The sequence below is a fragment of the Chromohalobacter sarecensis genome, from assembly GCF_023061135.1.
Taxonomy (GTDB): domain Bacteria; phylum Pseudomonadota; class Gammaproteobacteria; order Pseudomonadales; family Halomonadaceae; genus Chromohalobacter; species Chromohalobacter sarecensis.
In genome coordinates this window covers 507,073-531,527 of the sequence record NZ_JAKGAN010000001.1, presented here as the reverse complement: position 1 = coordinate 531,527, position 24,455 = coordinate 507,073, and the positions used below count along the sequence as shown (strand labels likewise).

Genomic DNA, 24,455 nt, shown 5'->3' with positions numbered 1-24,455 from the left:
ATGCAGACCGCCTTGAGCGTGCATGATGTCCTTCCCCTCTGGGGCTGACCGTCACTTTTTTGGACAATCCGCCATGCTCAATGCCATCGACCATTTGGTGGTACACGTCACCGACCTCGAACGCAGTATCGACTTCTACACACGCGTGCTGGGGCTCGAGGCACGCTACCACGATGCGACACGCACCGATCTCTATCTGGACGATTTCGCCTTGCGCTTGCACGCCGCCCAGGCAACGGCCGACAAAACGCACCCTGCCATGCCAGGCAATCAGACCATGGGCTTTCGCAGCGCCCTACCCCTGGCAGAGGTGAAGACGCATCTGGAAGCGCTAGGGGTGCCGTTGGCTGGAGTACCGATGGATAAAGGGCCGGCTGAACATAGCGCTGCCGACACGCTTCACGTACGCGACCCGGATGGCAACCTGATCGAGATTTCACGCCCCGGGCGCCGCTAAACTGACAAGAGGGTCGCCGGCATTGTACGCACGTGCGGGCAGGCATACGCTGCGCAATCTGTATAATACGGGCCCTATCGTCCGCCGTAACCGATGATGCCATGAGTTCGATGTCCGAAGACGCTCCTTCTCCTTTACGCGCACGTGCCATCGCCCTGCTGTGGCGCACCCTGGCACGCTTGGCACCGCGCCGGCTGTGGCAACTGGCCCGTTTGATCGGGCCGCTGGTTCTCGCCTTCAGCCGCCGCGAACGTGACGTGACGCGCACCAATCTCAGGCACGTCTATCCGGATATGCCAGCACGTCAGCAACGACGTCTGACGCGGGACAGCCTGACGCATTCCTCGGCGACCATGCTCGAGTTGGGGTTTGCCTGGATGGCCGCCCCGGAACGCGTCGAGGCCTCGATCCGCGCCGTGCACGGCCGCGAACTGCTCGACGACGCCCGTGCCGAGGGACGTGGCGTCATCGTGCTGGCACCGCATTACGGCAATTGGGAAGTGCTCAACTTCTGGCTTTCCAGCCACTTCCCGTTCACCGCCATGTACGAGCCTCCCAAGATCGATGCGCTCGATCCGGTGATCCGGCATGGCCGCGAACGCATGGGAGCCCAACTGGTTCCTACCAATCCACGCGGTGTCGCCTCGCTGCTCAAGGCACTCAAGCGCTGCGAGGCAGTCGGCATCCTCCCCGACCAGGAGCCGAGCTGGGGAAGCGGCGTCTTTGCCGATTTCTTCCAGCGTCCGGCCTATACCGCCACCTTACTGCCCAAGCTTGTGGCGCGCACCGAGGCGCGCGTCGTCACCGGCGTGGCGCGACGCCTCCCCGATGGCAAGGGCTTCGCGCTGTACTTCCTCGCTGCCGACGAACGCGTCTACTCGAGCGACGAGACGCTCTCCGCCACCGGCGTCAACGCCAGCGTAGAAGATGCCATCGCCTTGGAACCTGCTCAGTACCAGTGGGAATACAAACGCTTCCGCAAGACCCCGCAACAAGCCGCCAAGCATCCCGATTTCAAGCGCTTTCGGATCTACTAGGGAGCAGGGCGCGTCGCTGATTGTTGTCTACACTGCTCCAGAGAGTTTCTCGAGGAGTCGTGCATGATGATTCATCCCACTACCCAAGCACTGAGACGACGCGCACCAGCGCTTGCCAGCCTCTGGCTGGGCGTCATGATGATCGCCTCCGGTCAGGCCCAGGCACTGACGCCAGTAGAGGTTGCCGGCAACGCGGAACGAGCCAATGTGCCCGACGGTGCCACGCTCGATAAGCGGGTCTCGCTGCGTGCACCCCGCTTGATCAGCTTTGGTCCCGAAGACGAGATGTTCATCGGCTCCCAGTCGGGGCGCCTGTATCGCCTGCAGCCACCCTATGATCATGTCGATGCGGAGATCTCACTACCCGGTTACCCCCACAGCGCTGTGGTCCACGAAGGCTACTTGTACGTAGCGACCACCGAGCGTCTCTATCGCACGGCGTATTCGCCAGGACAGGACGTCACAGAGACGGATTTCGAGGGCGTCGCCGATCTGCCCGGCGGTAGCGGCCACGCTTCGCGCTCATTATCCGCGGGGCCCGACGGCAGGCTCTATGTCGCGCTCGGCCTTCAAGGCAATTGCTCGGCGCAACACGTCAGCCAGGACACCACCTTTGAGGATCGGCGAGGCGGGGTAATGGCGCTTGATCCCACACGCGAGGCGCCTGAATGGACGCCTTACGTCAGCGGACTGCGCAACCCAATCGGCATGACCTGGAGTCCACAAGGGGCTCTCTACCTCAACAACAACGGCCCCGACCACTGGGGCTACGAAGCACCGCCCGAACTACTGGTACGCGCCGAGGCCGAGAGCTTCCACGGCATGCCGTGGTATCAATGGAATGAAGGTGAATGGCAGCGCGATGAGTGCATCGATTCGGCACCGCCCGCCGGGCGTGACACGCTCGCACCGCCAGTGGCGAAGTTTGCCGCGCGTAGTGCCCCTATCGGCCTGACCTTCCTGCCTGATGACAATCCCTGGCAGGTGGATATGGTCACCGCCATCCATGGCAGTTGGGCCACGCAAGCATCCGGGGGCCGCGCTACCCGCCGACCGCCCAAGATCGTCGGCATTCGACTCGAAGACGACGGCCGTCAGGGCCAGGTGATCGATCTGGTCGGCGGCTTCCAGGCGGAAAGCGGCGAACGCTGGGCGCGCCCCGCCGGTATCGCCTACCGCGACGGCGCGCTTTATTTCACCACCGACAGTGGAGATACCGGGTTGTACCGCCTGACGCCCTGATCCGAGAAATCCTAGCGCTTGTCCAGATGCGCCTGGCGCGCCGCAACCTCCGCGAGTCCCGACCAATCCTTGTCGCCATCGCCGTTGGCCAGAGCGTCGAGCAGACGGTCGCGGACCGCGCTACCCAATGGCAAGGCGACGTTTTGCTCATCACCCGCGCTCAAGGCCAGCCCGACATCCTTGTGGCCGAGGCGCATCGTGAATCCGGCGGGCTCGAAGCGAGCTTCGGCGATCATCTTGCCGTAGCCCTGATAAGCCGGCGAGGCGAACAACGTATTGGTGACGATATCCAGAAAATCGCTGGCCTCGATGCCGTATGCACGGGTCAGTGTCGAGGCCTCGGCCATCGATTCGATGGCACTGGCGAGCATGAAATTGGCGGCGATTTTCGCCACGTTGGCGCGCTCGGGCGACTCTCCCAAGGGCCAGACGGCCTGCCCCATGGCGTCGAGTACGGGGCTGACATGTTCAATATGCGCCGTAGCGCCAGCGGCGATGATATTGAGCTTGCCCGCCGCCGCCACGTCCGGACGTCCCAGCACCGGCGCCGCGACATAGCCTACGCCCAGGCGTTCGTGAAGCGCCGCCATGCCACGGGCGAAAGCCACCGACACGGTGGCCATATTGACGTGAACACTGCCCTTCTTCATCGCCTCGATGGCTTTGCTCTCCACCAGCACCTGATGCGCTGCCTGGTCGTCCGCCAACATGCTTACCAGCACCTCATGGCGTGCCGCGTCAGCCGGTGTCTTGGCGATCTTGGCGCCCTGCTCGGCGAGCGCCTCGGCAGCTTCAGAAGAGCGATTCCACACCGTGACCTCATGCCCTGCTTCAAGCAATTGCTGCGCCATACCACGCCCCATGGTACCCAGGCCAATGAATCCAATTTTCATGCTCAACGCTCCTTTGCTGTGTTCTCCCTAGGACATTAGCACGCAAATGAGGATTTGACGTCCCGGTCGTCGCACGCGTTGCACAGGGGGATCTCATTCAGCCAATACCTTGATAGACTCTAGACGACAGCTTGACGGGGTGCCGGTGGAACCGGCTGAGATCGTCCTGCGCTCGCCAACAAGGCGTGTGCCACGGCGGATCCCGACGAACCTGACCCGGCTAGTACCGGCGTAGGGATCAAGCGGAGTCCGCAGCGTCGGGACGTCATCCGTCGTTGTTTACTTCTCCCGCCTACGCTGTGCGCCGGCCTGACTTGCGTCATGACCTGGAGCACATATGACATCACCGCAATTTCTTTCCGACACCGCCCGCGTCGACGATGCCGCCATTCAGGCGCTACCCGGCTCGCGCAAGAGATACGTAGAAGGCTCATCCGCGGATATCCGCGTGCCTTTCCGCGAGATATCGCTATCACCGACCCGCACCTCCGGCCAGGATGAAGAGAACCCGCCCCTGCTGGTCTACGACACCTCCGGTCCCTATACCGATCCCGAGGCGAAGATCGACCTGCGCAAGGGTCTGACGGAGCTGAGACGCCCCTGGATCGACGCACGCGACGATACCGAATTCCTCGACGGCCCCACTTCCGAATACGGCCGACGCCGCGCCAACGACCCCATGCTCGCCCCGTTACGCTTCGAACTTACTCGCACACCGCGACGCGCCAAATCGGGTAACAACGTGACCCAACTACATTACGCGCGCCAGGGCATCGTCACCCCCGAGATGGAATTCATCGCCATCCGCGAGAATCAGCGCCGCCAGGCGCTCTCTACAGCGTACTCAGGCAGCCAGGAAGTTGAGCGCATCCTCGGCCAGCAGCATCCGGGCGAAGGGTTCGGTGCGCGCCTCCCGGACGAGATCACCCCGGAGTTCGTGCGCCGCGAAGTGGCCGAAGGCCGCGCGATCATCCCCTGCAACATCAACCATCCGGAAACCGAGCCGATGATCATCGGTCGTAATTTCCTGGTGAAGATCAACGGCAATCTGGGGAACTCGGCGGTAAGCTCGGCCATCGAGGACGAGGTCGACAAGATGACCTGGGGCATCCGCTGGGGCGCGGATACGATCATGGACCTCTCCACCGGGGCCAACATCCACGAAACGCGTGAGTGGATCGTCCGCAACGCCCCAGTGCCCATTGGCACCGTACCGATCTATCAGGCGCTGGAAAAGGTCGGCGGCGTCGCCGAGAATCTGACCTGGGAAATCTTCCGCGACACCCTGATCGAGCAAGCCGAGCAGGGTGTGGATTACTTCACCATTCATGCCGGCGTCTTGCTGCGCTACGTGCCGCTCACCGCCGAGCGCGTCACCGGCATCGTTTCCCGAGGCGGCTCCATCATGGCCAAGTGGTGTCTCTACCACCATGAAGAGAGTTTCCTCTACACCCACTTCGAGGATATCTGCGAAATCTGCAAGCGCTACGACGTGGCGTTCTCGCTGGGCGATGGCCTACGCCCCGGCTCGGTGGCCGATGCCAACGACGCAGCCCAGTTCGCTGAACTCGAAACCCTCGGCGAGCTGACCAAGATCGCCTGGAAGCACGACGTTCAGGTGATGATCGAAGGCCCCGGCCACGTGCCCATGCACCTGATCAAGGAGAACATGGACAAGCAGCTCGCGGAGTGCGACGAGGCGCCCTTCTATACCCTCGGCCCGCTGACCACCGACATTGCGCCGGGCTATGACCACATCACCTCGGGTATCGGCGCGGCGATGATCGGCTGGTACGGCTGCGCCATGCTCTGTTACGTCACCCCCAAGGAGCATCTCGGCCTGCCCAACAAGGACGATGTCAAGACCGGCATCATCACTTACAAGATCGCCGCCCATGCCGCAGATCTTGCCAAGGGCCATCCGGCAGCGCAACGCCGCGACAACGCGCTGTCGAAAGCGCGTTTCGAATTCCGCTGGGAGGATCAGTTCAATCTAGGGCTCGACCCGGACACCGCACGGGCATACCACGATGAGACGCTGCCCAAGGACTCAGCCAAGGTGGCGCACTTCTGCTCGATGTGTGGGCCCAAGTTCTGCTCGATGAAGATCAGCCATGAAGTACGCGATGCTTACAAGGACCGCACCCCCGAACGCGGACTTGAAAGCGACGCAGAGGTAGTGAGGCGTGGCATGAAAGAGCAAGCGGAGAAGTTCCGCGAGCAAGGCGGCCACTTATATCGCGAGGTCTAACACGCCCGTAAGACGAAAAAAGCCACGCCGTTATATGGCGTGGCTTTTCATTTCGAGCACGTTAGGCGAGATCAGCGCAGCGAGGTCATCAGCACTTCGGTATCGGTCACCTGAAAGTCGATCGACATCATGATGCTGAGCGCCGTGATGGTGAAGATCGAGAAGATGAACACCTTCTTGGCCCACACACGATCGTCGCCGGTGCGGTAACCGCGAAGCGCCATGACGAGCCAATAAAGCCCCATCGCTGCCGCCACCGCGAAGTAGCCATACCCGGCATACCCTCCTAGCGTGAGCATCAGAGTCGCACCCAAGAACGCCAGAATATACCAGAAGATATGATGCTTCGCCGTCCTCACGCCACGCGTGACAGGCAGTACCGGGATCGACGCCGCGTGATAATCCTGGTAGCGAAAGATGGCAATGGCATACGAATGTGGCATCTGCCACAGGCAGAAGATCAGCAGCAGCGTCAGCGCACCCAGATCGAACTGACCGCTCACAGCACAGTAGCCAACCACCGGAGGCGCCGCGCCCGACAAGCTGCCCACCAAGGTGCCATACACCGAGTGTCGTTTGAGATACAGGCTATAAAGCCCGACATAGACGACGAACCCGAGCAAGGCGAACAGCGTCGCCAAGGCATTGGTGCCCAGCCCCAGGATCAAGAAGCCTGCAATACCCAACACACTGCCATATGCCAGCGTGATACCGGGTGAAATCAGCCCCTGGACCGTGACACGTCCTTGGGTGCGCTCCATCAAACGATCGATATCGCGATCGATGTAGTTATTGAACACGCACCCGGACGCGATCACCAACGCAATCCCGATGACCGTGGCCAGGAAGAGCACGCCATCCACGCTTCCCTGGGAAGCGAGGAAAAAGCCCCCGGCCACGGAGATCAGATTGCCGAAGATGATGCCCGGCTTGGTAATGGAGACGTAGGGTTTGAGCATCACGCCGAGCGACTCACCCACCAAGCATCATGTTGGCGTGCAGGTTCTGCATGATCCACAGCGACCCGCCCACCAGGATGGCCAGGATCAACGCCGTGAAGATAAAGGACCCTGCGTTCCACCCTTCTTCGGTCTTGAAGTCCAGGTGCATGAACATGACCAGCTGTATCAATACCTGGGCAATCGCCATGATCGAGATCGTCACGACGACAGTCATGTTGCTGAAGCCACCACTCATGACCATCCAGAACGGGATGACCGTCAACACGAGAGAGAGAATCAAGCCAATTACATAGGACTTGACGCTGCCGTGGTTGCCACCATCGTGGGAAGCATGTGCATCGCTCATTACAGAACTCCCATCAGATAGACGAAGGTAAAGACACAGATCCACACGATATCCAGGAAGTGCCAGAACAGGCTCAGGCACATGATTCGCGGGCGCGTCTTGTCGTTAAGGCCCTTCGTGAAGAGTTGGACGATCATTACCAGCATCCAGATCAGACCGAAGGTCACGTGGAGGCCGTGCGTACCGACCAGCGTGAAGAAAGAGGATAGGAAAGCACTACGATCCGGTCCGAAGCCTTCGGCGATCAGGTGGTGAAATTCGTAAATTTCCAGCCCGATAAAGCCAGCACCCAACAAGAACGTAATGACCAGCCACCCTTTCACCTGCGCCACACGATCGGCATGCATGGCCAGTACGGCCATGCCATAGGTGAAACTACTGAACAGCAGCAGGAAGGTACTGACCAGAATCAGCGGGAGCTCGAAGATATCGGCCCCAGAAGGTCCACCCGCCGTGCCCTTCATGAGCACGGCATAAGCCGCAAAAAGGCTCCCGAAGATGACCAGGTCACTCATCAGGTAGACCCAGAAGCCGAATACCTTCATGGCACCAGCATCGTGGTGCTCATGCTCGTCATGAGCATGAGATTCATGTTGATTAACAGTTTGCGTCGTCATGATTACGCCTGCATCTCCAGCCGTTTGTGGTGCTCGCGCTCAATACGCTCGACTTCCGCCGCCGGGACGTAGTAGTCGATGTCGTCGTTGAAAACACGCATCAGGAAAGCCACGAACATGCCGATCGCGCCTACACCAGCCAGCCACCAGATATGCCAGACCAACGCGAACCCGAACACGATGCTGATCAGGCCGATGATCGGTCCTGCCACGGTGTTCTTCGGCATATGAATGTCTTCGTACTGGGTCGGCTTGTCCGCCGCCATGCCCTTCTCTTTCTTCGCTTCCCAGAAGGCATCGACAGAGCCGACATTGGGCAAGTGAGCGAAGTTATAGAACGGTGCAGGAGAAGACGTTGACCACTCCAGCGTGCGCGCGTCCCACGGATCGCCCGTGATATCGGCATTCTTCTCGCGATCGCGAATACTCACGATGAACTGAATCACGGTGCAGACAATACCGCAGAGGATGAGGACGGCACCCACCCACGCCACGATCATCAGCGGCTGCCAATCGGCGTTGGCGTATGACTGCATGCGGCGTACCGCACCCATGAAGCTCAAGATATAGAGCGGCATGAAGGCCAGATAGAAACCGATGATCCAGCACCAGAAGGAACGCTTGCCCCACTTTTCATCGAGCGTGAAGCCGAAGGCCTTCGGGAACCAGTAGGTCAGACCCGCGAGCATGCCGAACACCACGCCGCCGATAATGACGTTGTGGAAGTGAGCGATGACGAACAGGCTGTTATGCAGCACGAAGTTCGCACCCGGCACGGCCAGCATCACCCCGGTCATGCCACCGATGGTAAAGGTGATGATGAAGCCCAGTGTCCAGAGTACCGGCGAAGTGAACTCCAGGCGGCCGCGATACATGGTGAACAGCCAGTTGAAGATCTTCACCCCGGTCGGAATGGCGATGATCATCGTCGCGATACCGAAGAAGGCATTGACGTTGGCCCCCGCCCCCATGGTGAAGAAGTGGTGCAGCCACACGACGAACGACAGGATGGTGATACACGCCGTCGCCCAGACCATGGTGTTGTAACCGAACAAACGCTTCTTGGCGAAGGTCGCGATGACCTCAGAGAACACCCCGAACGCCGGCAGGATGAGAATGTACACCTCTGGATGGCCCCAGGCCCAGATGAGGTTGACGTACATCATCATGTTGCCGCCCATATCGTTGGTGAAGAAGTGCATCCCCAGGTAACGATCGAGTGTCAGCAGTGCGATGGTCGCGGTCAGGATCGGGAAAGAAGCAATGATCAGGATGTTCGCGCACAGCGATGTCCAAGTGAAGATCGGCATGCGGAACAACTTCATGCCCTTGGTGCGCATCTTCAGAATGGTGACGAAGAAGTTGATACCGGTCAGGGTGGTGCCGATCCCCGATATCTGTAGTCCCCATATCCAGTAATCGACCCCTACGCCGGGACTGTACTTTATTCCCGATAATGGTGAGTAGGCCAACCATCCCGTCTTGCCGTACTCACCAATGAGCAGCGATATCATGGTCAGTGCGACGCCCGCGACGAACAGCCAGAAGCTCAGGTTGTTCATGAACGGGAAAGCGACGTCGCGCGCGCCGATCTGCAGCGGCACGACCAGGTTCATCAGGCCGATGACCATGGGCATGGCCACGAAGAAGATCATGATCACACCATGCGCGGTGAAGATCTGATCGTAATGCTCAGGCGGTAGGTAACCCTCGGAGCCCCCGGCGGCCAAGGCCTGCTGGGTGCGCATCATGATGGCGTCGGCGAAACCGCGCAGCAGCATGACCAACGCCACGAGGAAGTACATGATACCCAGTTTCTTGTGGTCGACGGAGGTAATCCACTCCGTCCACAGCCACTTCCACTTCTTGAAATACGTGAGGGCACCGACCACGACCAACCCGCCCAGCGCCATGACAAGCGCGGTCATGACGAGGATCGGTTCGTGGTAAGGAATAGCCTCAAGGCTGAGTTTTCCGAACATAATCTTACTCCGCTGCCTCTGCGCTCATGGACGTCTCGCCATGGCCGCCATCGTGTCCACCTTCACCGTTGCCGCCATGGAAACTCTCGACGATGTCGCGGTACAGGTCTGACGTTACGTCGGAGAAATACTCCACAGGATGGTCCGTGGACGGTTCCGCCAACTCTTGATAACTCCCGTCATACGAGAGCGTTTCGGACGACTGCCCCACCTTGTCGACCCAGGCGTCGAAGTCATCCTGCGACATGGCATGCGCATCGAAGGTCATCTCCGAGAAACCCTCGCCACTGTAGTTGGAGGACTTGCCGTCGTAGACGCCTTCTTCGTTAGCGACTAGGTAAACGTCGTTATCCATGCCGGCCATGGCGTAAATCTGACTTCCCAGCGTGGGAATGAAGAACGAGTTCATCACCGAGGCCGAGGTCACGCGGAAATGGACCGGGACATCGACGGGCATGGCCACTTCGTTGACCGTCGCGATGCCTTGCTCGGGATAGATGAACAGCCACTTCCAATCCAGGGCCACGACCTCTACTTCCATGGTCTCGGCGTCGGATTCGATCGGCTTGTGCGGGTCCAGTGAATGTGACGTTTTCCAGGTAATGATCCCCAGGAACAGGATGATTACGCAGGGTACGAGCCACACGACCGCTTCGATCTTGTTGGAGTGCGCCCAGTCCGGCATGTACTTGGCGGCATGGTTGCTATGCCGATATTTCCAAGCAAAAACCACCGTCATGACGATAACGGGGATCACTACGATCATCATCAGCCAGAAGGCAGTAATGATCAGTGATTTCAGCTCTACCCCGATCTGGCCCTTGGGATCCACAAGCGCCCCGTCACAGCCACTAAGCAGCACTGCGATCAAGGGCAGGATACCGAGCCATCCCAGGTTCTTCTTCATTCTCATTGCATGGCCTCACTCAAGCATGGGAAGACGTTGCAGCGCTTGCTCATTGAATGATTTCCTCCGCTGGCGACCCGTTAGGTCCGGCGGTCAAAATGGAATGGCACATTCGCCAACGGAACATCAGCGACTTGGAGCGTGTCCAAATGGTCGGCTCGTGCCTTGCTGACCACTTGGAAACGCCCCATGGCATGCATTCCGACCAGCCACCGGTTGTCCGGCTGCCAATGACGCGAGTGTGATGCGCTCTGAAGGTTGGGCGTACCGCGCATGCTAGGTAATGGTGAATATCTTCGCCATAAACGAGCATACATCGCTTACGCCATCTCGCCCCTGGCCTGCCTGCGAAAGAATCGCCACCTGGGCGAACACGAGCAGCAAGCAGGGAGAACCGACGGGGCGGCATTCTGAAGCAAAATAAGGCGAAATAGAAGCGACTAATTGCCGCAGCCGTGTCGCACCCTAAGCCTCTTGACTGAGCAAAGGCTCATACGATTGTAGGGGGTAGCGCAGGGTTCCTCAACGACCTATGGTCTGGGATCAGAAAAGATCCGGCGCAAACACCAGCAACGCCACGCCGATGCCCGTAGCCAGCGAAATCCCGCCGCTCCATAGCATCATCCTGCGCACTTGCTGCCAGGTATCATGGACGTGTACGGCGCGCGCCATCTTGGCCTTTAGCTCTGCATAGCGAGCGTACTCGCCATCGGCGCTGATCGAGAAGTCGTTGGCCACATTGCCGCTCCAATACGGCGCATGGCTCAACCCCATACGCGCACGCAGCAGCCCAATGCCCGTCAAGGTGCCATAGAGTTGGTCATATTCACGCTTACGCGATTCGGCGCGCAAGACGTCTTCAGCGTCCGTCTTGACGGCCTGATTCTGGCAACGCGCAATGGCTCGTGCGATGTCCGCGTCACTCGCCGAGACGTGGATGTCCAATCGTCGATAAAGATCACGCATATTGGCGCATCAAATAATCGTAAGCGTTCTTGATTCGCTGAAAGCGCAGCGAGGCCGTCACCATCGCCTCCTGACTCTGCGCATGATAGCGATCGGGATGGTATTTTTGAGCCAGACGCCGATAAGCGCGCTTGATATCGCTCTTCTGTGCGTTTTCCATCAAACCCAGCACGGCCAATGCCCGCTGGACCTTTTCATTCCCCGCGGCATGCCCCTTGGCCTGTGCACCTTCGTGGGCAAAGCCCTCATGGGAAAATCCCTCGCGGCGCCGCTTGTCCTCGCCTGAATGCTGACCGCCATGCGCCTGTTCACGCTGCCCGGTGTCCTCGCGCCGCCAGCGCCAGCGCCAGCGACGTCGCCGAGTTTCGTCACGCTCGTCTTTGGAATGCTCGCGCTGACGATAGCGCCGCTCCTTACGATGACGCTCTCGCGAGTCTTTTGCGTTGCCCTTCTCTCCAGCCGTATGTTCTCGAGAATCTTCGCCATGCGTGCCGTGACCGCCTTGCCGGGAGGAATGGCGATGATCGGTACTCTCGCGTGAACGCCAGTAATGCGCGGCACTGGGATCATCGGGCACCGTTAGCGGGTAACCGGCGACATCCCGGAACAAGACCTCGAACGTCTCGGGCGCTACGCTCAACAGGTCGGCCAGAAAACGCAAGACATGATGCTGACCGGCTGCCAATGCCCCTTCGTGGGTGGCCACATGAATCGCCTGACGGAGGAAAGTTTCCCGGCGTGGCCCACGATAATAGCGCTGCAACACTTCCGCCGCGAGCTGCAGGGCCACGAAATCCGACGCGCTCGCCAGATCGACGATCAACTGATAGCCATGGTCATGGCGAAAATCCCCGGTAAGCTCGTCGAGCAAGGCACGCTTGCGGTCGCTCAACGTGCCCTGGCCATCGCTCATCGCCAGCCAGGCCAGCAACAACAACGCGGCCGTATCGGCCTCGTTACGACTGCTGAGCAACAAACGCTCGAAAGGCGTAAAACGCGATGATGCCATGCCAGCTCCTGGCTTTCGGGTTGTTCGTTATAGGTAATCGCCGCGTGGCGTGCGAGCATCCTATGAGCATCGGCCGCTTGCTGCATACCTTTAACGGCGACGCCATGACATGCGTCATCCCCTTTTTTCTAGATAGCCACCTTCGCAGTCACGCTCAACTCGTATCGGATGGTGCATCGCTGACATCACCACTGGCTGTCGTGGCAGGTTCACTCGCAGTTGGCAGATTGGGAGCCTCACCCGATGACTGCTCAAGGCTCACGCTCATGCGCGGCATGGCGAGCTCCATTCCGAGTTCATCGAAACGCCGCTTGAGCCGCAGGTTAAAAGCTCGGGCCACGTCCCACTGCATGACCGGGGCTGTGCGCATACGCATGCGCAGAATCGCCGCGCCAGCATCGAAACTTTCCACCCCCTGAAGTTCCAGCGGCGACCAGATGTAATGCCGCATCATCGGGTCGCTACGCAGTTCCTCGGCCACTTCACGGACGATAGCGATCGCTTCGTCGACTTTCATATGATGCGCCACACGGACACGCATCAAGGCGACGCCGAACTCCCGGGAAAAATTCTGAATGCCCTTGATCTGGCTAAAAGGGATAATATGCACAATGCCATCCAGATCCCGCAGCCGTACCGTACGCAGACTCAATCCCTCGACCGTCCCCATGTGTCCGCCCAGGTCAACGAAGTCGTCGACCGCCAACGAATCCTCGATAAGGATAAACAGCCCCGTGATCAGGTCCTGAACCAGCGTCTGAGCGCCGAAGCCCACCGCCAGACCGATCACCCCGGCACCAGCCAGTAGCGGCGTGACATTGACCCCCAGATTGGCCAACGCGACGATGACCGCGATGATCACGATGGTGGCGAAGACCACCTTGCGAATCAGCGGAGTAATGGTCTGCGCGCGAGTGCTCTGTGCCCGCGTGCTCTGTGCCCGCGCACTACGCCCCCGTTTAGAAGACAGCAATGCGCGCTCGATCGCGGTATCGGCAAGGATCCATATCAACCATGCCAACAACAACGTCATGCCGATGCTGATAAGCGATTGCCCGATGCGCTGACTGATCCCCTCGTCTCCACCAAAGGCCAGCAACGACAGCCCCCAAACACGCATCGCCAACTCGGCGAAGATCAACCAACTGATCAAGTGCACCAGGGTATAGCCGAAGCGCACCAGACGCCGCCGATACTGTGACTGACGGCGCAACTTGGAAGGCTGCTCGGCATGGCGATGCACCAACCCATTGACGATCAAGGTCATCACCAGCAACCCCGCAGTCACGACGGCCTTGGCGAAGGCGCTGCGCGAGTCGCCCTCGGAGGTCAGGATCGCGATCAGCGATACCACCACCATGAGCAGAATCGGCACATGCCACAATGATCCGATCACCTGGATCAGCTCACTGCTAGCACGCTTGTCGCGCCGGTAACGATAAGGACGATTGCGAATCAGATGCTTGACCGGACGCTTGAAGCGGATCGTGAACGCCCCCGTCAACAAGGCGGCCGTGACATTGGACAGCATCGAGACCATTTCCGCTAGCGACGTTCCCAGAGCCGAGCGTAGCTCCGAGGCATTCGAGGCATCGCCCAAAGCGACCAGCGCGCCGATGATGAACAGCCAGCGAGCGGCCCGGCGATGCAGAATACGCAAGGCAACGCGGCGATGGCCGTTAGCAAACAGCGAGAAGACGACCTCACACACGGCGGTGAACAAAATCCCGCACAGGGTGATGTAAGCGATCACCATCGCCAGCGTCATCCCCAGCGTAGATGCCATGCCGTGCACGACGCCCAGGGTAAGACCGAAGGCGAGTCCCCAGGGTAGCAAGCGCCGCAACATATGGCGTATCAACATCCAGGTGCTCGGTTCCGCGCCGAGCGTGAGCTGCATGTTCATGCGCTTAGCCAAGCTGCGCCCACCGAACACCATCAACGCCGCGCTTCCTCCCCACAATCCCAGCACCCAGGCGAAATCGCCGACGAGATGCAGCAATGACTCCAACGAGGCGACGCGCTGCGTCAGAGTGTCCCCCGCCCGTTCGCCCAGACGTTGCCAATACTCGAGTGGTGTCACGACTTCGCCGGAATCGCTTAGCGAGGTCAGCGAGTCCGCAATGGCACCCAGCAATCCTCGCGGCGACTCTGGCTCGGCCTCGCCGCCCTCCAGAGAAGCCCGCAACTCGCGCAATTGTGTGAGCAGTTCTTCGCGGCGCTGCTGATCCTCGAGCATCGAGATGACGCTATCTAACGAAGCACGCGCTTCCTCGTTCGATGGCGCCTCATCTTGTGACGCTTGGCTTTTACCGCCCCCAGACAGTGCCGCCAGCGGGGATGCGCTCTGGCCCCACGCACTGCCGGACAATACTAATAGCGCACACAAGAGGACGATCCCTCGGTACCAATGCGTCGCGCCCTTGATCATACTCACCTCGCCTCGTCTTCCCATCATGACAGAGTGCCCTAGCCAAGCGTCGCAACCAACCGGCCGGCACGCATGAATTGGCGTACATAAAAAAGCCAGGGCGCGAGGCCCTGGCCGTAGTGGGTTCAATCGAAGATCAGTGACTGTTTGCCGGCGGCCCGGACGTTGCCGACGCCTCGTCGTCCTCGTGATGAGAGGAGACGCCACGCTTATTCTGCAGCCATACCTGCACATTGGCGATCATGGAGTAGAACGCCGGCACGAAGAAGCTCGCCAACACGGCCACCGAGACCATGCCCATCGCCACCGTGGTACCGATGTGATGGCTGTTGGTGTCGTTGGCACCACTCGCGATGGCCAGTGGCAAGGTCCCGAAGATGAACGCCAGCGAGGTCATCACGATCGGCCGGAAACGCAGCTCGGAGGCCGTCAATGCGGCATCACGGATCGACTTACCGTGTTCGCGCCGCTGCAACTCGGCAAACTCGACGATCAGGATGGCGTTTTTGGCCGCCAACCCGACTACCACGAGCATGCCCACCTGAACGTAGACACTGGTATCCAACCCACGCAACACGATCCCGCCGATGGACCCAATGAAGGCGAACGGCACCGCAGTGATGACCGCCAGCGGCAACGCCCAACTCTCGTACTGCGCCGCCAGAATCAAGAAGACCATCAAGATACCGAAGGTAATGGCAATAATCGCAGCATTGCCGGCAGTCGACTCCTGGAAGGACGTGCCTGTCCAGCCCATCCCCCACTCGCTGCCGAGTTCTTGCTGGACCACCTCTTGCATCGCGTCAATCGCCTGTCCCGAGCTATAGCCCGGCGCCGGGCCACCCTGGAACTGCGCCGAAGGATAGACCCCGAAGCGCGTAACTACGGAAGCCGCCGACTGACGCTCGAGCGTCACGAACTCGGAAATCGGAATACGCTCGCCATCACCGCCACGCACGAAGATCTTGTTTAGATCGTCGGGCGTTTGCCGGAACGTATCCTCGTTTTGCATGTAGACCTGGAAATTGCGGTTCTGATACGTGAAATAGTTCACGAAACCGCTGCCTAACGTATTCGACAGCGTCGTATTGAGATCATCGATCGACACGCCGTAACTCAGGGCTTTTTCCTGGTCGATATGCGCCCGATATGTTGGCACCGAAGCATCGAAAGTGGTGAACACCTGGGACAGTTCGGGGCGCTTATTAGCGGCTTGCATTATTTTACCGGAAGCCTGCATCAACTCCTGAGAGTCAGCCCCGCCATAGGACTGCAGATAACCGGTAAAGCCACCCGTAGTCGACAAGCCGATGATCGGTGGCATGTTGAAGGCCATCGCCGTACCGCCATCCATGCCGGCCGCCGTCTGATTGATCTTGGCGATCATATCCTCGACGGATTTATCGCGATCCCCCCACGGTTTCAAGGTAACGAACATCACGCCCTTGGCCGTATTGACCGCGCTGGAAAGCATGTCGTAGCCGGCTATCGCCGTGGAATACGCCACCGCCGGGTCTTGCTCGATCTTGTTGCTTAGCTTGTCCATGTACTCGGTAGTGCGCGCCACGGACGCGCCTTGCGGCAAGGTGACACTGGCAATCGCGATCCCCTGGTCGGTTTCAGGGACCAACGTCGAGGGGTTGTTCTGATATAACCAATACGAGAAGCCAATGATCAATGCTGCGAGCACCAGCGTCAGCACCCACGCTTTAACCAACAGGCGCACGACCGCCATGTAACCCCGCGTCACCCACGCGAAGAAGCGGTCGAACAACCGGAACGGCGTCGAGGCGGCACGTGCGATCTTGGAATCGCCCAGCTCTGACTTGTGCTTGACGAACAGCGCACTCATCGCCGGCGTGAAGGTTAGCGCCACGACCGCCGAGATACCCACCGAAATCGCGATGGTCAACGCGAACTGCTGGTAGATCTGGCCGGTAAAACCACCCAAGAAGGCCACCGGTATAAACACCGCCGCCATGATGAACGAGGTGGCAATAACCGGTCCTCCGACCTCCTTCATGGCGGTAATGGCCGCCTTGCGTATGGGTATTTCGGGATCTTCCTCCAGTAATCGCTCGACGTTTTCCACCACCAGTATCGCGTCATCGACCACGATGCCGATCGCCAGCACCATGGCAAACAACGACAACAAATTGATCGAGAAGCCGAACATGTACAGCCCGGCGAAGGTCCCCACCACCGAGACCGGCACCACCGACATGGCAATGATCGTGGTCCGCCAGTTCTGCAGGAAGATGAAGACGATCACCGCAACGATCAGCAACGCTTCGATAAACGTATGGAAGACCGATTCCACCGAGGCATCGATGAACAGCGTGGTGTCGTAAGGCACTTCATACTTGAGTCCCGGCGGGAAACGCTCGGAGAGCTCGTCCATCTTGCTCTTGACGGCCTCGGCGGTTTCCAAGGCATTGGCGCCGGGCTGCTGATTGATCATGATCGGCGTCATGGTGGCGCCGTTCATGTTGGCGTTGACCGAGTAGGACGACGCCCCCAGCTCGACACGCGCCACATCGCTCAAGCGCAGCGCCGACCCATCGTTGTTGGTGCGCAGGATGATATCGCGGAATTGGTCCGCATCAGCCAAACGCCCTGGCGCCGTGATGGTATACGTATACGCACGCGGATCGTCTTGTGGCGCCTGTGCCAAGGCCCCCGCCGGAATTTCGGTATTCTGCGACTGGATGGCACTGGCCACCTCGGCCGACGTCATGTCGTACTGCGCCAGCTTATCCGGATTGAGCCAGATACGCATGGCGAACTCGCCGCCCCCCAGCACCTCGGCCGTCCCCACGCCAGGCACCTGGCGGAGTTCATTGAGGATATTGAGCGTGGCGTAGTTCTGCATGTAGATGTTGTTGTATTCATCCGTCGGCGACGTCAATGCCACCAACATCAAGATACTGCTCGAGCTCAGTTCGACCGTGACCCCTTGCGATTGCACCGACTCGGGCAACTGGGACAGCGCCTGCTGGACACGGTTATTGACGTTGATGGTGTTGATATCACCGTCAGTACCGATACCGAACGAGACATTCATTCGCATCGAGCCATTATCGGCACTGGTCGAGGTCATGTAGATCATGTCCTCGACCCCGTTGATCGCTTCGGCGATCGGGGCCGCCACGGTCTTCGAGACCGTCTCGGCGTCGGCACCGGGATAGGTGGCCTGCACAGAGACCGTCGGCGGCACCACGCTGGGATATTGCTCGATGGGCAAGACACGCATCGCCATTATCCCGATCACCGCCACGATGATCGAAATAACGGTGGCGAAGACCGGCCGCTTTATGAAGAAGTTGGAAATATTCATCCGTTAAGCTCCACCTTCCTCGTTAGCTTGGCCTTGGGCATCGGATGAAGCATCCTTCTCGGCTTCGTCTCCAGCTGCAGTCTCGCCTTCTTCGGCGCCCGAAAGCGCTTCGGCATCACCGTCGAACGGCTGTGGATCGATGACCGCGCCAGCGCTGATGTTGCCGGGGTCGCTGACCACGACGCGGTCCCCTTCCTTGATCCCATCCTTGATGATCATCCACGGTCCCGCTGTATCACCGAGCTGCACGGTCTGCGTGCGCACTTTGTCTTCGTCATTCAGCACATAGACTTGAGGGCCCATCAGCCCTTGCGTCACAGCGATCTCGGGCACGGCAAACACATCAAAACGCTTCACGCCATCCAGCTCGACACGCACGAATTGTCCCGGCATGAACATGCCATCGGGATTATCGAAGAAGGCGTTGGCTTGCACGGTGCTGGTGCTTTCGCTAACACGCGAGCCCAAGAATTCCACACTCCCTTTGAGGGTCTGTCCCGGCAATGCCGGAATCTGCAGTTCGGCGGTAATCGCCTCCTTACCCTGTTGCTCGCGCTGACGGCGTAGTTCGAAGGCTTCTTCTTGAGGCAGTTGGAAACGCACCTCGAGGGGATCGAGCGGCGTAATCGTCGCCAACTCGGCGCCATCGTTGACGAGGTTGCCGAGATTCACCTCGCTCAGGCTGATCATGCCCGACACCGGCGCCTCGACATCGGTATAATCAAGATCGATACGCGCGCTATCCAGTGCCGCTTGCGCCTGGGCAACGCTGGCACGCGCCACCTTGAGATCGGCTTGCGCCTGGTCGCGCTGCTGAACGCTGACGGAATTCTGCTTGAGCAGGCGCTCGTAGCGAGCGGCATTCGTCTGCGCCAGTTCCGCATCGGCCTGGGCACTCTGCAGATCCGCCTCGCGCTGGCGCACGGTCGCTTGATAGGTTTCAGGCTCGATCGTGTAGAGGCTATCGCCCTTCTCGACCTGTTGGCCGGGCTCGAAATGCCGCTCCTCAAGCGTACCGCTGACACGGGCCACGACAGTCACTTCGTTATCGCTACGCAACATAGCGGGATAGGATTTATCGAGCGAGATGTCGCGCTTGGCCATGTCCATGACCTGCGCCTTCTTGGGCGGCGGAGAAGAAGCGTCGCTTGACTGCTGCTGGGCATCGTCATCGCTGCCGCAGCCCATCAGCAAAACGCCCGCCAACGCCACGGCCAAAAAGCCCCGGCGCTCATTCCCTGTCGTGGATACCATCGGTGTTTTACCTTGTTTGATCGAGATCAATGATGGGCTAAGATTACACGCATACATACATGAATGTAAATGCCATTCACTTGGGGTATGATGGCGAAAAAGTCTCGCTAGACTGGGCTTACTCCCGCCGTCTGGCTGGATTCATCAACGAGATCACGCCATGCCCCGCAGAACCAAAGCCGAAGCTGAGGCCACGCGAGAAGCCTTGCTCGATGCCGCCGAAGACGTCTTCCTCGAAAAAGGCGTCTCACGCACTTCACTCGAACATATCGCGCGTCATGCCGGCATGACGCGCGGCGCTGTGTATTGGCACTTCAAGAACAAGGCTGACCTGTTCCATGCCATGCTCGACCGGGTCAAGATGCCGCTCCAGCAGATCATCGATGACATCACCGCTGAGCGACAGGCCTCGGGGCCGCTGAATACACTGCGTCTAGCCACGCTACACGCCTTCGAGATGCTCGAGCGCCCACGCTCGTGTCGTGTCCACACTATCCTGATGCATCGCTGCGAATTCATCAGCGACATCAATCCCGTGGAGCTTCAGAACCGCCTGGCCTCGGATTGCCGCGAAGTCGTGCGGCGCTGTTTTCAGCAGGCCCACGACGAGGGCCTGCTCATCGACGAGATCGCACCGGACGTTGCCACCCTGATGCTGCACTCGATGATCGGCGGTCTGGTACACGACTGGCTGCGAGCGCCCGATAGCTTCTCGCTACGCGAAAGCGGCGGCGAAGCGATCGACAGTCTATTCCAGCTCATCACACGAAGCGCCCGGTCTTAACCTGTCTGTAAGCACGCGATGGCCCGCTCGACACCCGTTCGGTAGGTACCGCCGAACAGCAGCAGGTGATTGAGCAGCGGATACAACTGGAACAACGTCTGGCGGCGCTCCCAGTCATCGGGGCAAGCGCCGTCCCAGTAAGCCTCGAAGAACGCCTCGCCTGGCGCGCCGAACAGCGTCAGCATCGCCAGGTCCACCTCGGGGTAATGATAATAGACGGCAGGATCGATGATGGCCGGGCCCTCAGGCGTGGTGAGCACATTGCCGGACCACAGGTCGCCATGCACGAGGCTTGGCGACACATTCGGCAACCACGTCTCGAGTCGATCGGTGACATCCCCCAGGGCGTCCAGCATGGTTGCGGACAGCAAACCACGTTCAACGCAGGCCGTGCCCAGCGGCATCAGCCGGTGCTCGCGTTGAAACACGCGACCATCATCACAGAGCGTGTTGCGCTGCGCCGTGGGCCCGCAGCGGTTGTCACTCGGCCATCCATGACGCTCGCCATGGACGCTGTGCAATCCGCGCAGGCCCGCGCCTAACCTCGCTGCGTCGCGCTTGCCGCCCGCTGCCAATGCCTCCATGATCAACCATTCTCCTTCTTGGGCGATCACCGTCGGCACTTTCAACTCCGTGTTTGCCCGGCGCAGAACGCGCAATCCCTCGGCTTCGGCGGCCAGAGCCTCGGGAGCGTCGTGCTTGACCACCACCGCGCCCTGATCGGTTTCCAGCCAGGCGACCTCGGCAATATCGCCCCCCGCCAAGGCTCGAGGCTCGCCCCGAGCGACAAGATGTTGCGATGCCAACACGGCACGCAGCGACTCCTGCATACTGACCTCCCGTTAATCGGTGTCCCTTTCCTGAACCGCAGACGCTTTATCCCGTAACTTTATGGAGACACGTACTCAGCGTTCGTCCGAGGTCGACGTGCTCGCCGTCTCCGGTGCCGTATCGGCACTCGTTTCCTTGCCTCGACGTTGCTTCAATTCTTGCTGAAATAGCGTCTGGAATTCGGCCATGGCTTCGCGTTCAGACTTCATCAAGGCTTCCGAGTCATGACGATGGGTGTAGGACGACGCCAGCAATTGGTTGTCGAAGTCACGAAAGGTGCGCACGGCATCCAGCGCATTGGAACCGGGGTAGCCCAGTCCCTTGAGCACTTCCACGCTCATTTCCATGCTCGAGGCGAACGTCTCGCGTACGACAGTATCGACGCCGATCTCCATCAATTGCCAAGCATGATGGCGGTTACGCGCGCGGGCGAAGACCTTGAGCTGCGGATAATGGTTGCGCGCCAGCCGCGCGATGGTCAGTGCCGCCTCCTCGTCGTCGACCGCGATCACCAGCATCTTGGCTTGGGCGAGCCCCGCCGAGCGCAGGACATCGAGGCGCGCAGCATCGGCATAATAGATACGCGACCCGAAGCGACGAATGAATTCCACCTGGGTGATATTGGGATCGAGCGCGGTAAAGCTGATCCCCTGCAACTTGAGTACACGCGCCACCATCTGCCCGAAGCGCCCCAGCCCCGCGATCAGGACCGGCGGTGTCTCATCGCCGAAGTCCTTATCGTAGGGACGACTCTCCCCCATGCGGGCGGCAAGTCGATTACCGCCACGATAAAGAAACGGCGTGAGCGCCATGCTCAAGGTCACTGCTGCGATGCACAAGCTGGCGATACGCTGATCGAACACCCCCGTACTGACCGCCGCGCTGAGCAACACGAAGTCGAACTCGCCGCCCTGGGCAATCACCGTCGCCAAGCGCGGGATCTCCTGGCGCGGCAGGCGTGCCACCATGCCCACCAGGGTGATGACGACCAGTTTGGCCACCAATAACGCCAACGTGATGCCCAGCACCCACCCTACGTTATCGAAGACCAGCGCCAGATCGACCGACATGCCCACGGCGATGAAGAAAAGCCCCAGCAGGATGCCCTTGAAGGGCTCGATGTTGGCCTCCAGCTCATGACGGTAAACCGTATCCGCCAGCATGACGCCCCCCAGGAACGCCCCCAGCGCCATGGACAGGCCCGCCCATTCCATGACTAGGGCCAAGGCCAGCACCAGAAACAGCGCTGCGGCGGTGAACACCTCATGCACACCGCTGCGCGCGATGAGCGCCAGGACGCGCGGAAAGACCAAACGCCCGAAGACGATCGCCGCCAGCACCATGCCCACGGCCTTGCCGATATCCAGCCACACCGCGCTACCCTGGCCACCAAGATCACCCGCGAATAACGGCAACAAGGCGAGTAACGGGATGACCGCCAGATCCTGGAAGAGCAGAATAGAGAACGCTGTCTGGCCATGCGGTGTCGCCAGGCGATGCTGTTCATTGAGAAGCTGCAGAGCGAACGCCGTGGAAGATAGCGCCAGGATCAGCCCCAGCAGCATCGCAAGCTCCCATGTCAGCCCCAATGCCACCCCGATGGGCGTCAACAACACGCCACACCCCAGCAGTTGCAAGAACCCCAGCCCGAACAGCTTCTTGCGCATGCCCCACAAACGCGAGGGCTCCATCTCGAGGCCGATGAGGAACAGCAACATCACCACGCCGAACTCGGAGAAATGCAGTACCTCTTCAGGCTCGGCGATGAAGCCGAACACGGACGGCCCCAGCAGCAGCCCCACCGCGAGATAGCCGAGTATCGAGCCCAATCCCAGGCGTTGAAACAGCGGCACGGCAATGATGGCCGCGCCTAGCAGTACCGCTGCCTCATAGAAAAAGTTCATGCGCTAGCCTTCCTCATATAAGCCTTCCATGACCGCGCCACGGCACGCTTCCCAGCGATGATTCCTGCTCATTGTGCGTGGCGAAACGGTAAACGTTCGCGGCATGTCAGGCGATAGTGCTCCATAGCCTGACGCTCTTCGACGCAGAACCGTGCAACCGCCTCCCGGAATCCCGCATGCGGCAAGTAATGCAGCGAGTTGCTCAGTTCGGGCGAGAAGCCGCGAATCAACTTGTGCTCCCCTTGAGTACCGGGATCGAAGCGTTGCAGGCCCTGTTCCAGGCAGTATTCGATGCCTTGGTAATAACATGCTTCGAAATGCAGGCAGTCGGCAACGACTTCACTGCCCCAGTAGCGTCCATAAAGCGTATCACCGCCTCGCAGATAGAGCGCCGCGGCGACCGGCGTATCGCCCTGTCGTGCCTGTACCAGCATCAGCGCCTCGCCCATCGTCGCGTGCAGCCGCGTGAAGAACGCTTCGCTGAGATAGGGCATCTGCCCGCGTTCGAGATAGGTGATGCGGTAGCAGCGATAGAAGTGGGCCAATGCGGCGGCATCGATATCATCCCCGCTCAGGCGATGCAGACTCAATCCCTGTTCGGCGACCTTACGGCGTTCACGGCGAATCTCCTTGCGCCGTTTCCCCACCATCGACGCCAGGAAGCCCTCGAAATCGCCGTAATCGGCATCGCGCCACTCGAAACGTACCGCCTCACGCCGCAACAGGGCCGGCCACTGCGCTTGCCACTGCGTGACTTCGCGTTCATCGGCGAACAACAAATGCCAGCTCGACAAGTCGTCGCCCCGCTCCTCGAGAAAGGCTGCCACTGCCTGCATGGCCTCGGCGGACGAGATGTCGGATGCCACCGCCAGTCGCGGCCCGACAGCAGGGGTGAAGGGAATCGCGCTCAAGCGCTTGGGGTAATACCGTCCACCGGCACGCTCCCAAGCGTCGGCCCAACTCCAGTCGAAAACGTACTCGCCAAAAGAGTGCGTCTTGAGATAATGCGGCAGCACGCCCACTAGTCGTTCACCCTGCCACAGCGAGAGATGACGCGGCACCCAGCCGCTCTCGGTGGCCACACAGCCGGTACTTTCCAGAGCATCCAGAAACTCGTGCCGCAGAAAAGGGTAGTGCCTTTCCACCAACGCATTCCATGTCTCGAGCGGGACGTCGGCAACGCGCGTCAGCTCCCGTATCGTCAAGCTCATCGCCACGCCTCCCGAAGCGGATTCCCGAATATCA

19 protein-coding genes and 1 riboswitch are annotated in these 24,455 nt (G+C 59.9%); of the genes, 5 read left to right on the top strand and 14 right to left on the bottom strand.

Going from position 1 to position 24,455, the window contains the following annotated elements:
• The first annotated feature begins 73 nt into the window (after nucleotides 1–73).
• The 3 genes from L1071_RS02440 (at nucleotide 74) to L1071_RS02430 (ending at nucleotide 2,736) form a co-directional block, all read left to right on the top strand.
• Complete coding sequence (locus L1071_RS02440) at nucleotides 74–457, top strand: VOC family protein (protein WP_246968237.1); 384 nt, start codon at nucleotides 74–76, stop codon at nucleotides 455–457.
• Nucleotides 458–567: 110 nt separating this feature from the next.
• On the top strand, nucleotides 568–1,494 hold the full coding sequence (locus L1071_RS02435; RefSeq protein ID WP_246968527.1) for a lysophospholipid acyltransferase family protein: 927 nt from the start codon (nucleotides 568–570) through the stop codon (nucleotides 1,492–1,494).
• A gap of 63 nt (nucleotides 1,495–1,557) precedes the next feature.
• Nucleotides 1,558–2,736 carry a PQQ-dependent sugar dehydrogenase gene (locus L1071_RS02430; protein ID WP_246968234.1) on the top strand — a complete coding sequence of 393 codons (1,179 nt, stop codon included), beginning with the start codon at nucleotides 1,558–1,560 and terminating at the stop codon, nucleotides 2,734–2,736.
• A gap of 11 nt (nucleotides 2,737–2,747) precedes the next feature.
• On the opposite strand, the gene L1071_RS02425 is transcribed toward L1071_RS02430, so the two are convergent.
• Nucleotides 2,748–3,629, bottom strand: coding sequence for an NAD(P)-dependent oxidoreductase (locus L1071_RS02425; protein ID WP_246968231.1), 882 nt, complete (start codon nucleotides 3,627–3,629; stop codon nucleotides 2,748–2,750).
• A 125-nt stretch (nucleotides 3,630–3,754) separates the two neighbouring features.
• A riboswitch (TPP riboswitch) is annotated at nucleotides 3,755–3,884 on the top strand.
• Nucleotides 3,885–3,966: 82 nt separating this feature from the next.
• On the opposite strand from L1071_RS02425, the gene thiC reads away from it, so the two are divergent.
• The gene (gene thiC / locus L1071_RS02420) at nucleotides 3,967–5,880 is read left to right on the top strand and encodes a phosphomethylpyrimidine synthase ThiC (protein ID WP_246968227.1); all 1,914 of its coding nucleotides are present in this window, start codon (nucleotides 3,967–3,969) and stop codon (nucleotides 5,878–5,880) included.
• 71 nt (nucleotides 5,881–5,951) lie between these two features.
• On the opposite strand, the gene cyoE is transcribed toward thiC, so the two are convergent.
• The 10 genes from cyoE to L1071_RS02370 form a co-directional block, all read right to left on the bottom strand.
• A complete protein-coding gene (gene cyoE, locus L1071_RS02415) occupies nucleotides 5,952–6,839 on the bottom strand; it encodes a heme o synthase (RefSeq protein WP_246968524.1) in 888 nt (295 codons plus the stop codon).
• Nucleotides 6,840–6,852: 13 nt separating this feature from the next.
• Nucleotides 6,853–7,188, bottom strand: coding sequence for a cytochrome o ubiquinol oxidase subunit IV (gene cyoD / locus L1071_RS02410; protein WP_246968224.1), 336 nt, complete (start codon nucleotides 7,186–7,188; stop codon nucleotides 6,853–6,855).
• A complete protein-coding gene (locus L1071_RS02405; RefSeq protein ID WP_246968222.1) occupies nucleotides 7,188–7,805 on the bottom strand; it encodes a cytochrome o ubiquinol oxidase subunit III in 618 nt (205 codons plus the stop codon). Before L1071_RS02405 ends, cyoD begins: the two co-directional genes overlap by 1 nt.
• 2 nt (nucleotides 7,806–7,807) lie before the next feature.
• Nucleotides 7,808–9,787: a cytochrome o ubiquinol oxidase subunit I gene (gene cyoB / locus L1071_RS02400; RefSeq protein ID WP_246968219.1), complete on the bottom strand. Its 1,980-nt coding sequence runs from the start codon at nucleotides 9,785–9,787 to the stop codon at nucleotides 7,808–7,810.
• A gap of 4 nt (nucleotides 9,788–9,791) precedes the next feature.
• Nucleotides 9,792–10,700, bottom strand: a complete 909-nt coding sequence (gene cyoA, locus L1071_RS02395) for a ubiquinol oxidase subunit II (RefSeq protein WP_246968216.1) — start codon at nucleotides 10,698–10,700, stop codon at nucleotides 9,792–9,794.
• Nucleotides 10,701–11,237: 537 nt separating this feature from the next.
• Entirely contained in the window at nucleotides 11,238–11,660 is a 423-nt protein-coding gene (locus tag L1071_RS02390; protein WP_246968213.1) for a hypothetical protein, read from the bottom strand.
• Complete coding sequence (locus L1071_RS02385; protein ID WP_246968210.1) at nucleotides 11,653–12,669, bottom strand: J domain-containing protein; 1,017 nt, start codon at nucleotides 12,667–12,669, stop codon at nucleotides 11,653–11,655. Before L1071_RS02385 ends, L1071_RS02390 begins: the two co-directional genes overlap by 8 nt.
• A 154-nt stretch (nucleotides 12,670–12,823) precedes the next feature.
• Complete coding sequence (locus L1071_RS02380) at nucleotides 12,824–15,100, bottom strand: mechanosensitive ion channel family protein (protein ID WP_246968521.1); 2,277 nt, start codon at nucleotides 15,098–15,100, stop codon at nucleotides 12,824–12,826.
• Nucleotides 15,101–15,236: 136 nt separating this feature from the next.
• Nucleotides 15,237–18,437: an efflux RND transporter permease subunit gene (locus L1071_RS02375; RefSeq protein WP_246968207.1), complete on the bottom strand. Its 3,201-nt coding sequence runs from the start codon at nucleotides 18,435–18,437 to the stop codon at nucleotides 15,237–15,239.
• Nucleotides 18,438–18,440: 3 nt separating this feature from the next.
• Nucleotides 18,441–19,691, bottom strand: a complete 1,251-nt coding sequence (locus L1071_RS02370) for an efflux RND transporter periplasmic adaptor subunit (RefSeq protein ID WP_246968204.1) — start codon at nucleotides 19,689–19,691, stop codon at nucleotides 18,441–18,443.
• 160 nt (nucleotides 19,692–19,851) lie between these two features.
• Here L1071_RS02370 and L1071_RS02365 point away from each other — a divergent pair, with 160 nt between their 5' ends.
• The gene (locus L1071_RS02365; protein ID WP_246897141.1) at nucleotides 19,852–20,475 is read left to right on the top strand and encodes a TetR family transcriptional regulator; all 624 of its coding nucleotides are present in this window, start codon (nucleotides 19,852–19,854) and stop codon (nucleotides 20,473–20,475) included.
• Here L1071_RS02365 and L1071_RS02360 read toward each other — a convergent pair.
• The 3 genes from L1071_RS02360 to L1071_RS02350 all read right to left on the bottom strand — a co-directional run bounded on the left by L1071_RS02360 (nucleotide 20,472) and on the right by L1071_RS02350 (nucleotide 24,421).
• The gene (locus L1071_RS02360; protein WP_246968201.1) at nucleotides 20,472–21,305 is read right to left on the bottom strand and encodes a fructosamine kinase family protein; all 834 of its coding nucleotides are present in this window, start codon (nucleotides 21,303–21,305) and stop codon (nucleotides 20,472–20,474) included. The genes L1071_RS02365 and L1071_RS02360 overlap by 4 nt on opposite strands.
• 75 nt (nucleotides 21,306–21,380) lie before the next feature.
• Nucleotides 21,381–23,210: a monovalent cation:proton antiporter-2 (CPA2) family protein gene (locus L1071_RS02355; protein WP_246968198.1), complete on the bottom strand. Its 1,830-nt coding sequence runs from the start codon at nucleotides 23,208–23,210 to the stop codon at nucleotides 21,381–21,383.
• Nucleotides 23,211–23,278: 68 nt separating this feature from the next.
• Complete coding sequence (locus tag L1071_RS02350) at nucleotides 23,279–24,421, bottom strand: GNAT family N-acetyltransferase (protein WP_246968195.1); 1,143 nt, start codon at nucleotides 24,419–24,421, stop codon at nucleotides 23,279–23,281.
• Nucleotides 24,422–24,455: the final 34 nt, after the last annotated feature.

Bases quoted from the DNA above. Each gene is read 5' to 3' on its own strand.
- L1071_RS02440 (WP_246968237.1), top strand. From the start codon at position 74: ATGCTCAATGCCATCGACCATTTGGTGGTACACGTCACCGACCTCGAA.
- L1071_RS02435 (WP_246968527.1), top strand. From the start codon at position 568: ATGTCCGAAGACGCTCCTTCTCCTTTACGCGCACGTGCCATCGCCCTG.
- L1071_RS02430 (WP_246968234.1), top strand. From the start codon at position 1,558: ATGATGATTCATCCCACTACCCAAGCACTGAGACGACGCGCACCAGCG.
- L1071_RS02425 (WP_246968231.1), bottom strand. From the start codon at position 3,629: ATGAAAATTGGATTCATTGGCCTGGGTACCATGGGGCGTGGTATGGCG.
- thiC (WP_246968227.1), top strand. From the start codon at position 3,967: ATGACATCACCGCAATTTCTTTCCGACACCGCCCGCGTCGACGATGCC.
- cyoE (WP_246968524.1), bottom strand. From the start codon at position 6,839: ATGCTCAAACCCTACGTCTCCATTACCAAGCCGGGCATCATCTTCGGC.
- cyoD (WP_246968224.1), bottom strand. From the start codon at position 7,188: ATGAGCGATGCACATGCTTCCCACGATGGTGGCAACCACGGCAGCGTC.
- L1071_RS02405 (WP_246968222.1), bottom strand. From the start codon at position 7,805: ATGACGACGCAAACTGTTAATCAACATGAATCTCATGCTCATGACGAG.
- cyoB (WP_246968219.1), bottom strand. From the start codon at position 9,787: ATGTTCGGAAAACTCAGCCTTGAGGCTATTCCTTACCACGAACCGATC.
- cyoA (WP_246968216.1), bottom strand. From the start codon at position 10,700: ATGAGAATGAAGAAGAACCTGGGATGGCTCGGTATCCTGCCCTTGATC.
- L1071_RS02390 (WP_246968213.1), bottom strand. From the start codon at position 11,660: ATGCGTGATCTTTATCGACGATTGGACATCCACGTCTCGGCGAGTGAC.
- L1071_RS02385 (WP_246968210.1), bottom strand. From the start codon at position 12,669: ATGGCATCATCGCGTTTTACGCCTTTCGAGCGTTTGTTGCTCAGCAGT.
- L1071_RS02380 (WP_246968521.1), bottom strand. From the start codon at position 15,100: ATGATCAAGGGCGCGACGCATTGGTACCGAGGGATCGTCCTCTTGTGT.
- L1071_RS02375 (WP_246968207.1), bottom strand. From the start codon at position 18,437: ATGAATATTTCCAACTTCTTCATAAAGCGGCCGGTCTTCGCCACCGTT.
- L1071_RS02370 (WP_246968204.1), bottom strand. From the start codon at position 19,691: ATGGTATCCACGACAGGGAATGAGCGCCGGGGCTTTTTGGCCGTGGCG.
- L1071_RS02365 (WP_246897141.1), top strand. From the start codon at position 19,852: ATGCCCCGCAGAACCAAAGCCGAAGCTGAGGCCACGCGAGAAGCCTTG.
- L1071_RS02360 (WP_246968201.1), bottom strand. From the start codon at position 21,305: ATGCAGGAGTCGCTGCGTGCCGTGTTGGCATCGCAACATCTTGTCGCT.
- L1071_RS02355 (WP_246968198.1), bottom strand. From the start codon at position 23,210: ATGAACTTTTTCTATGAGGCAGCGGTACTGCTAGGCGCGGCCATCATT.
- L1071_RS02350 (WP_246968195.1), bottom strand. From the start codon at position 24,421: ATGAGCTTGACGATACGGGAGCTGACGCGCGTTGCCGACGTCCCGCTC.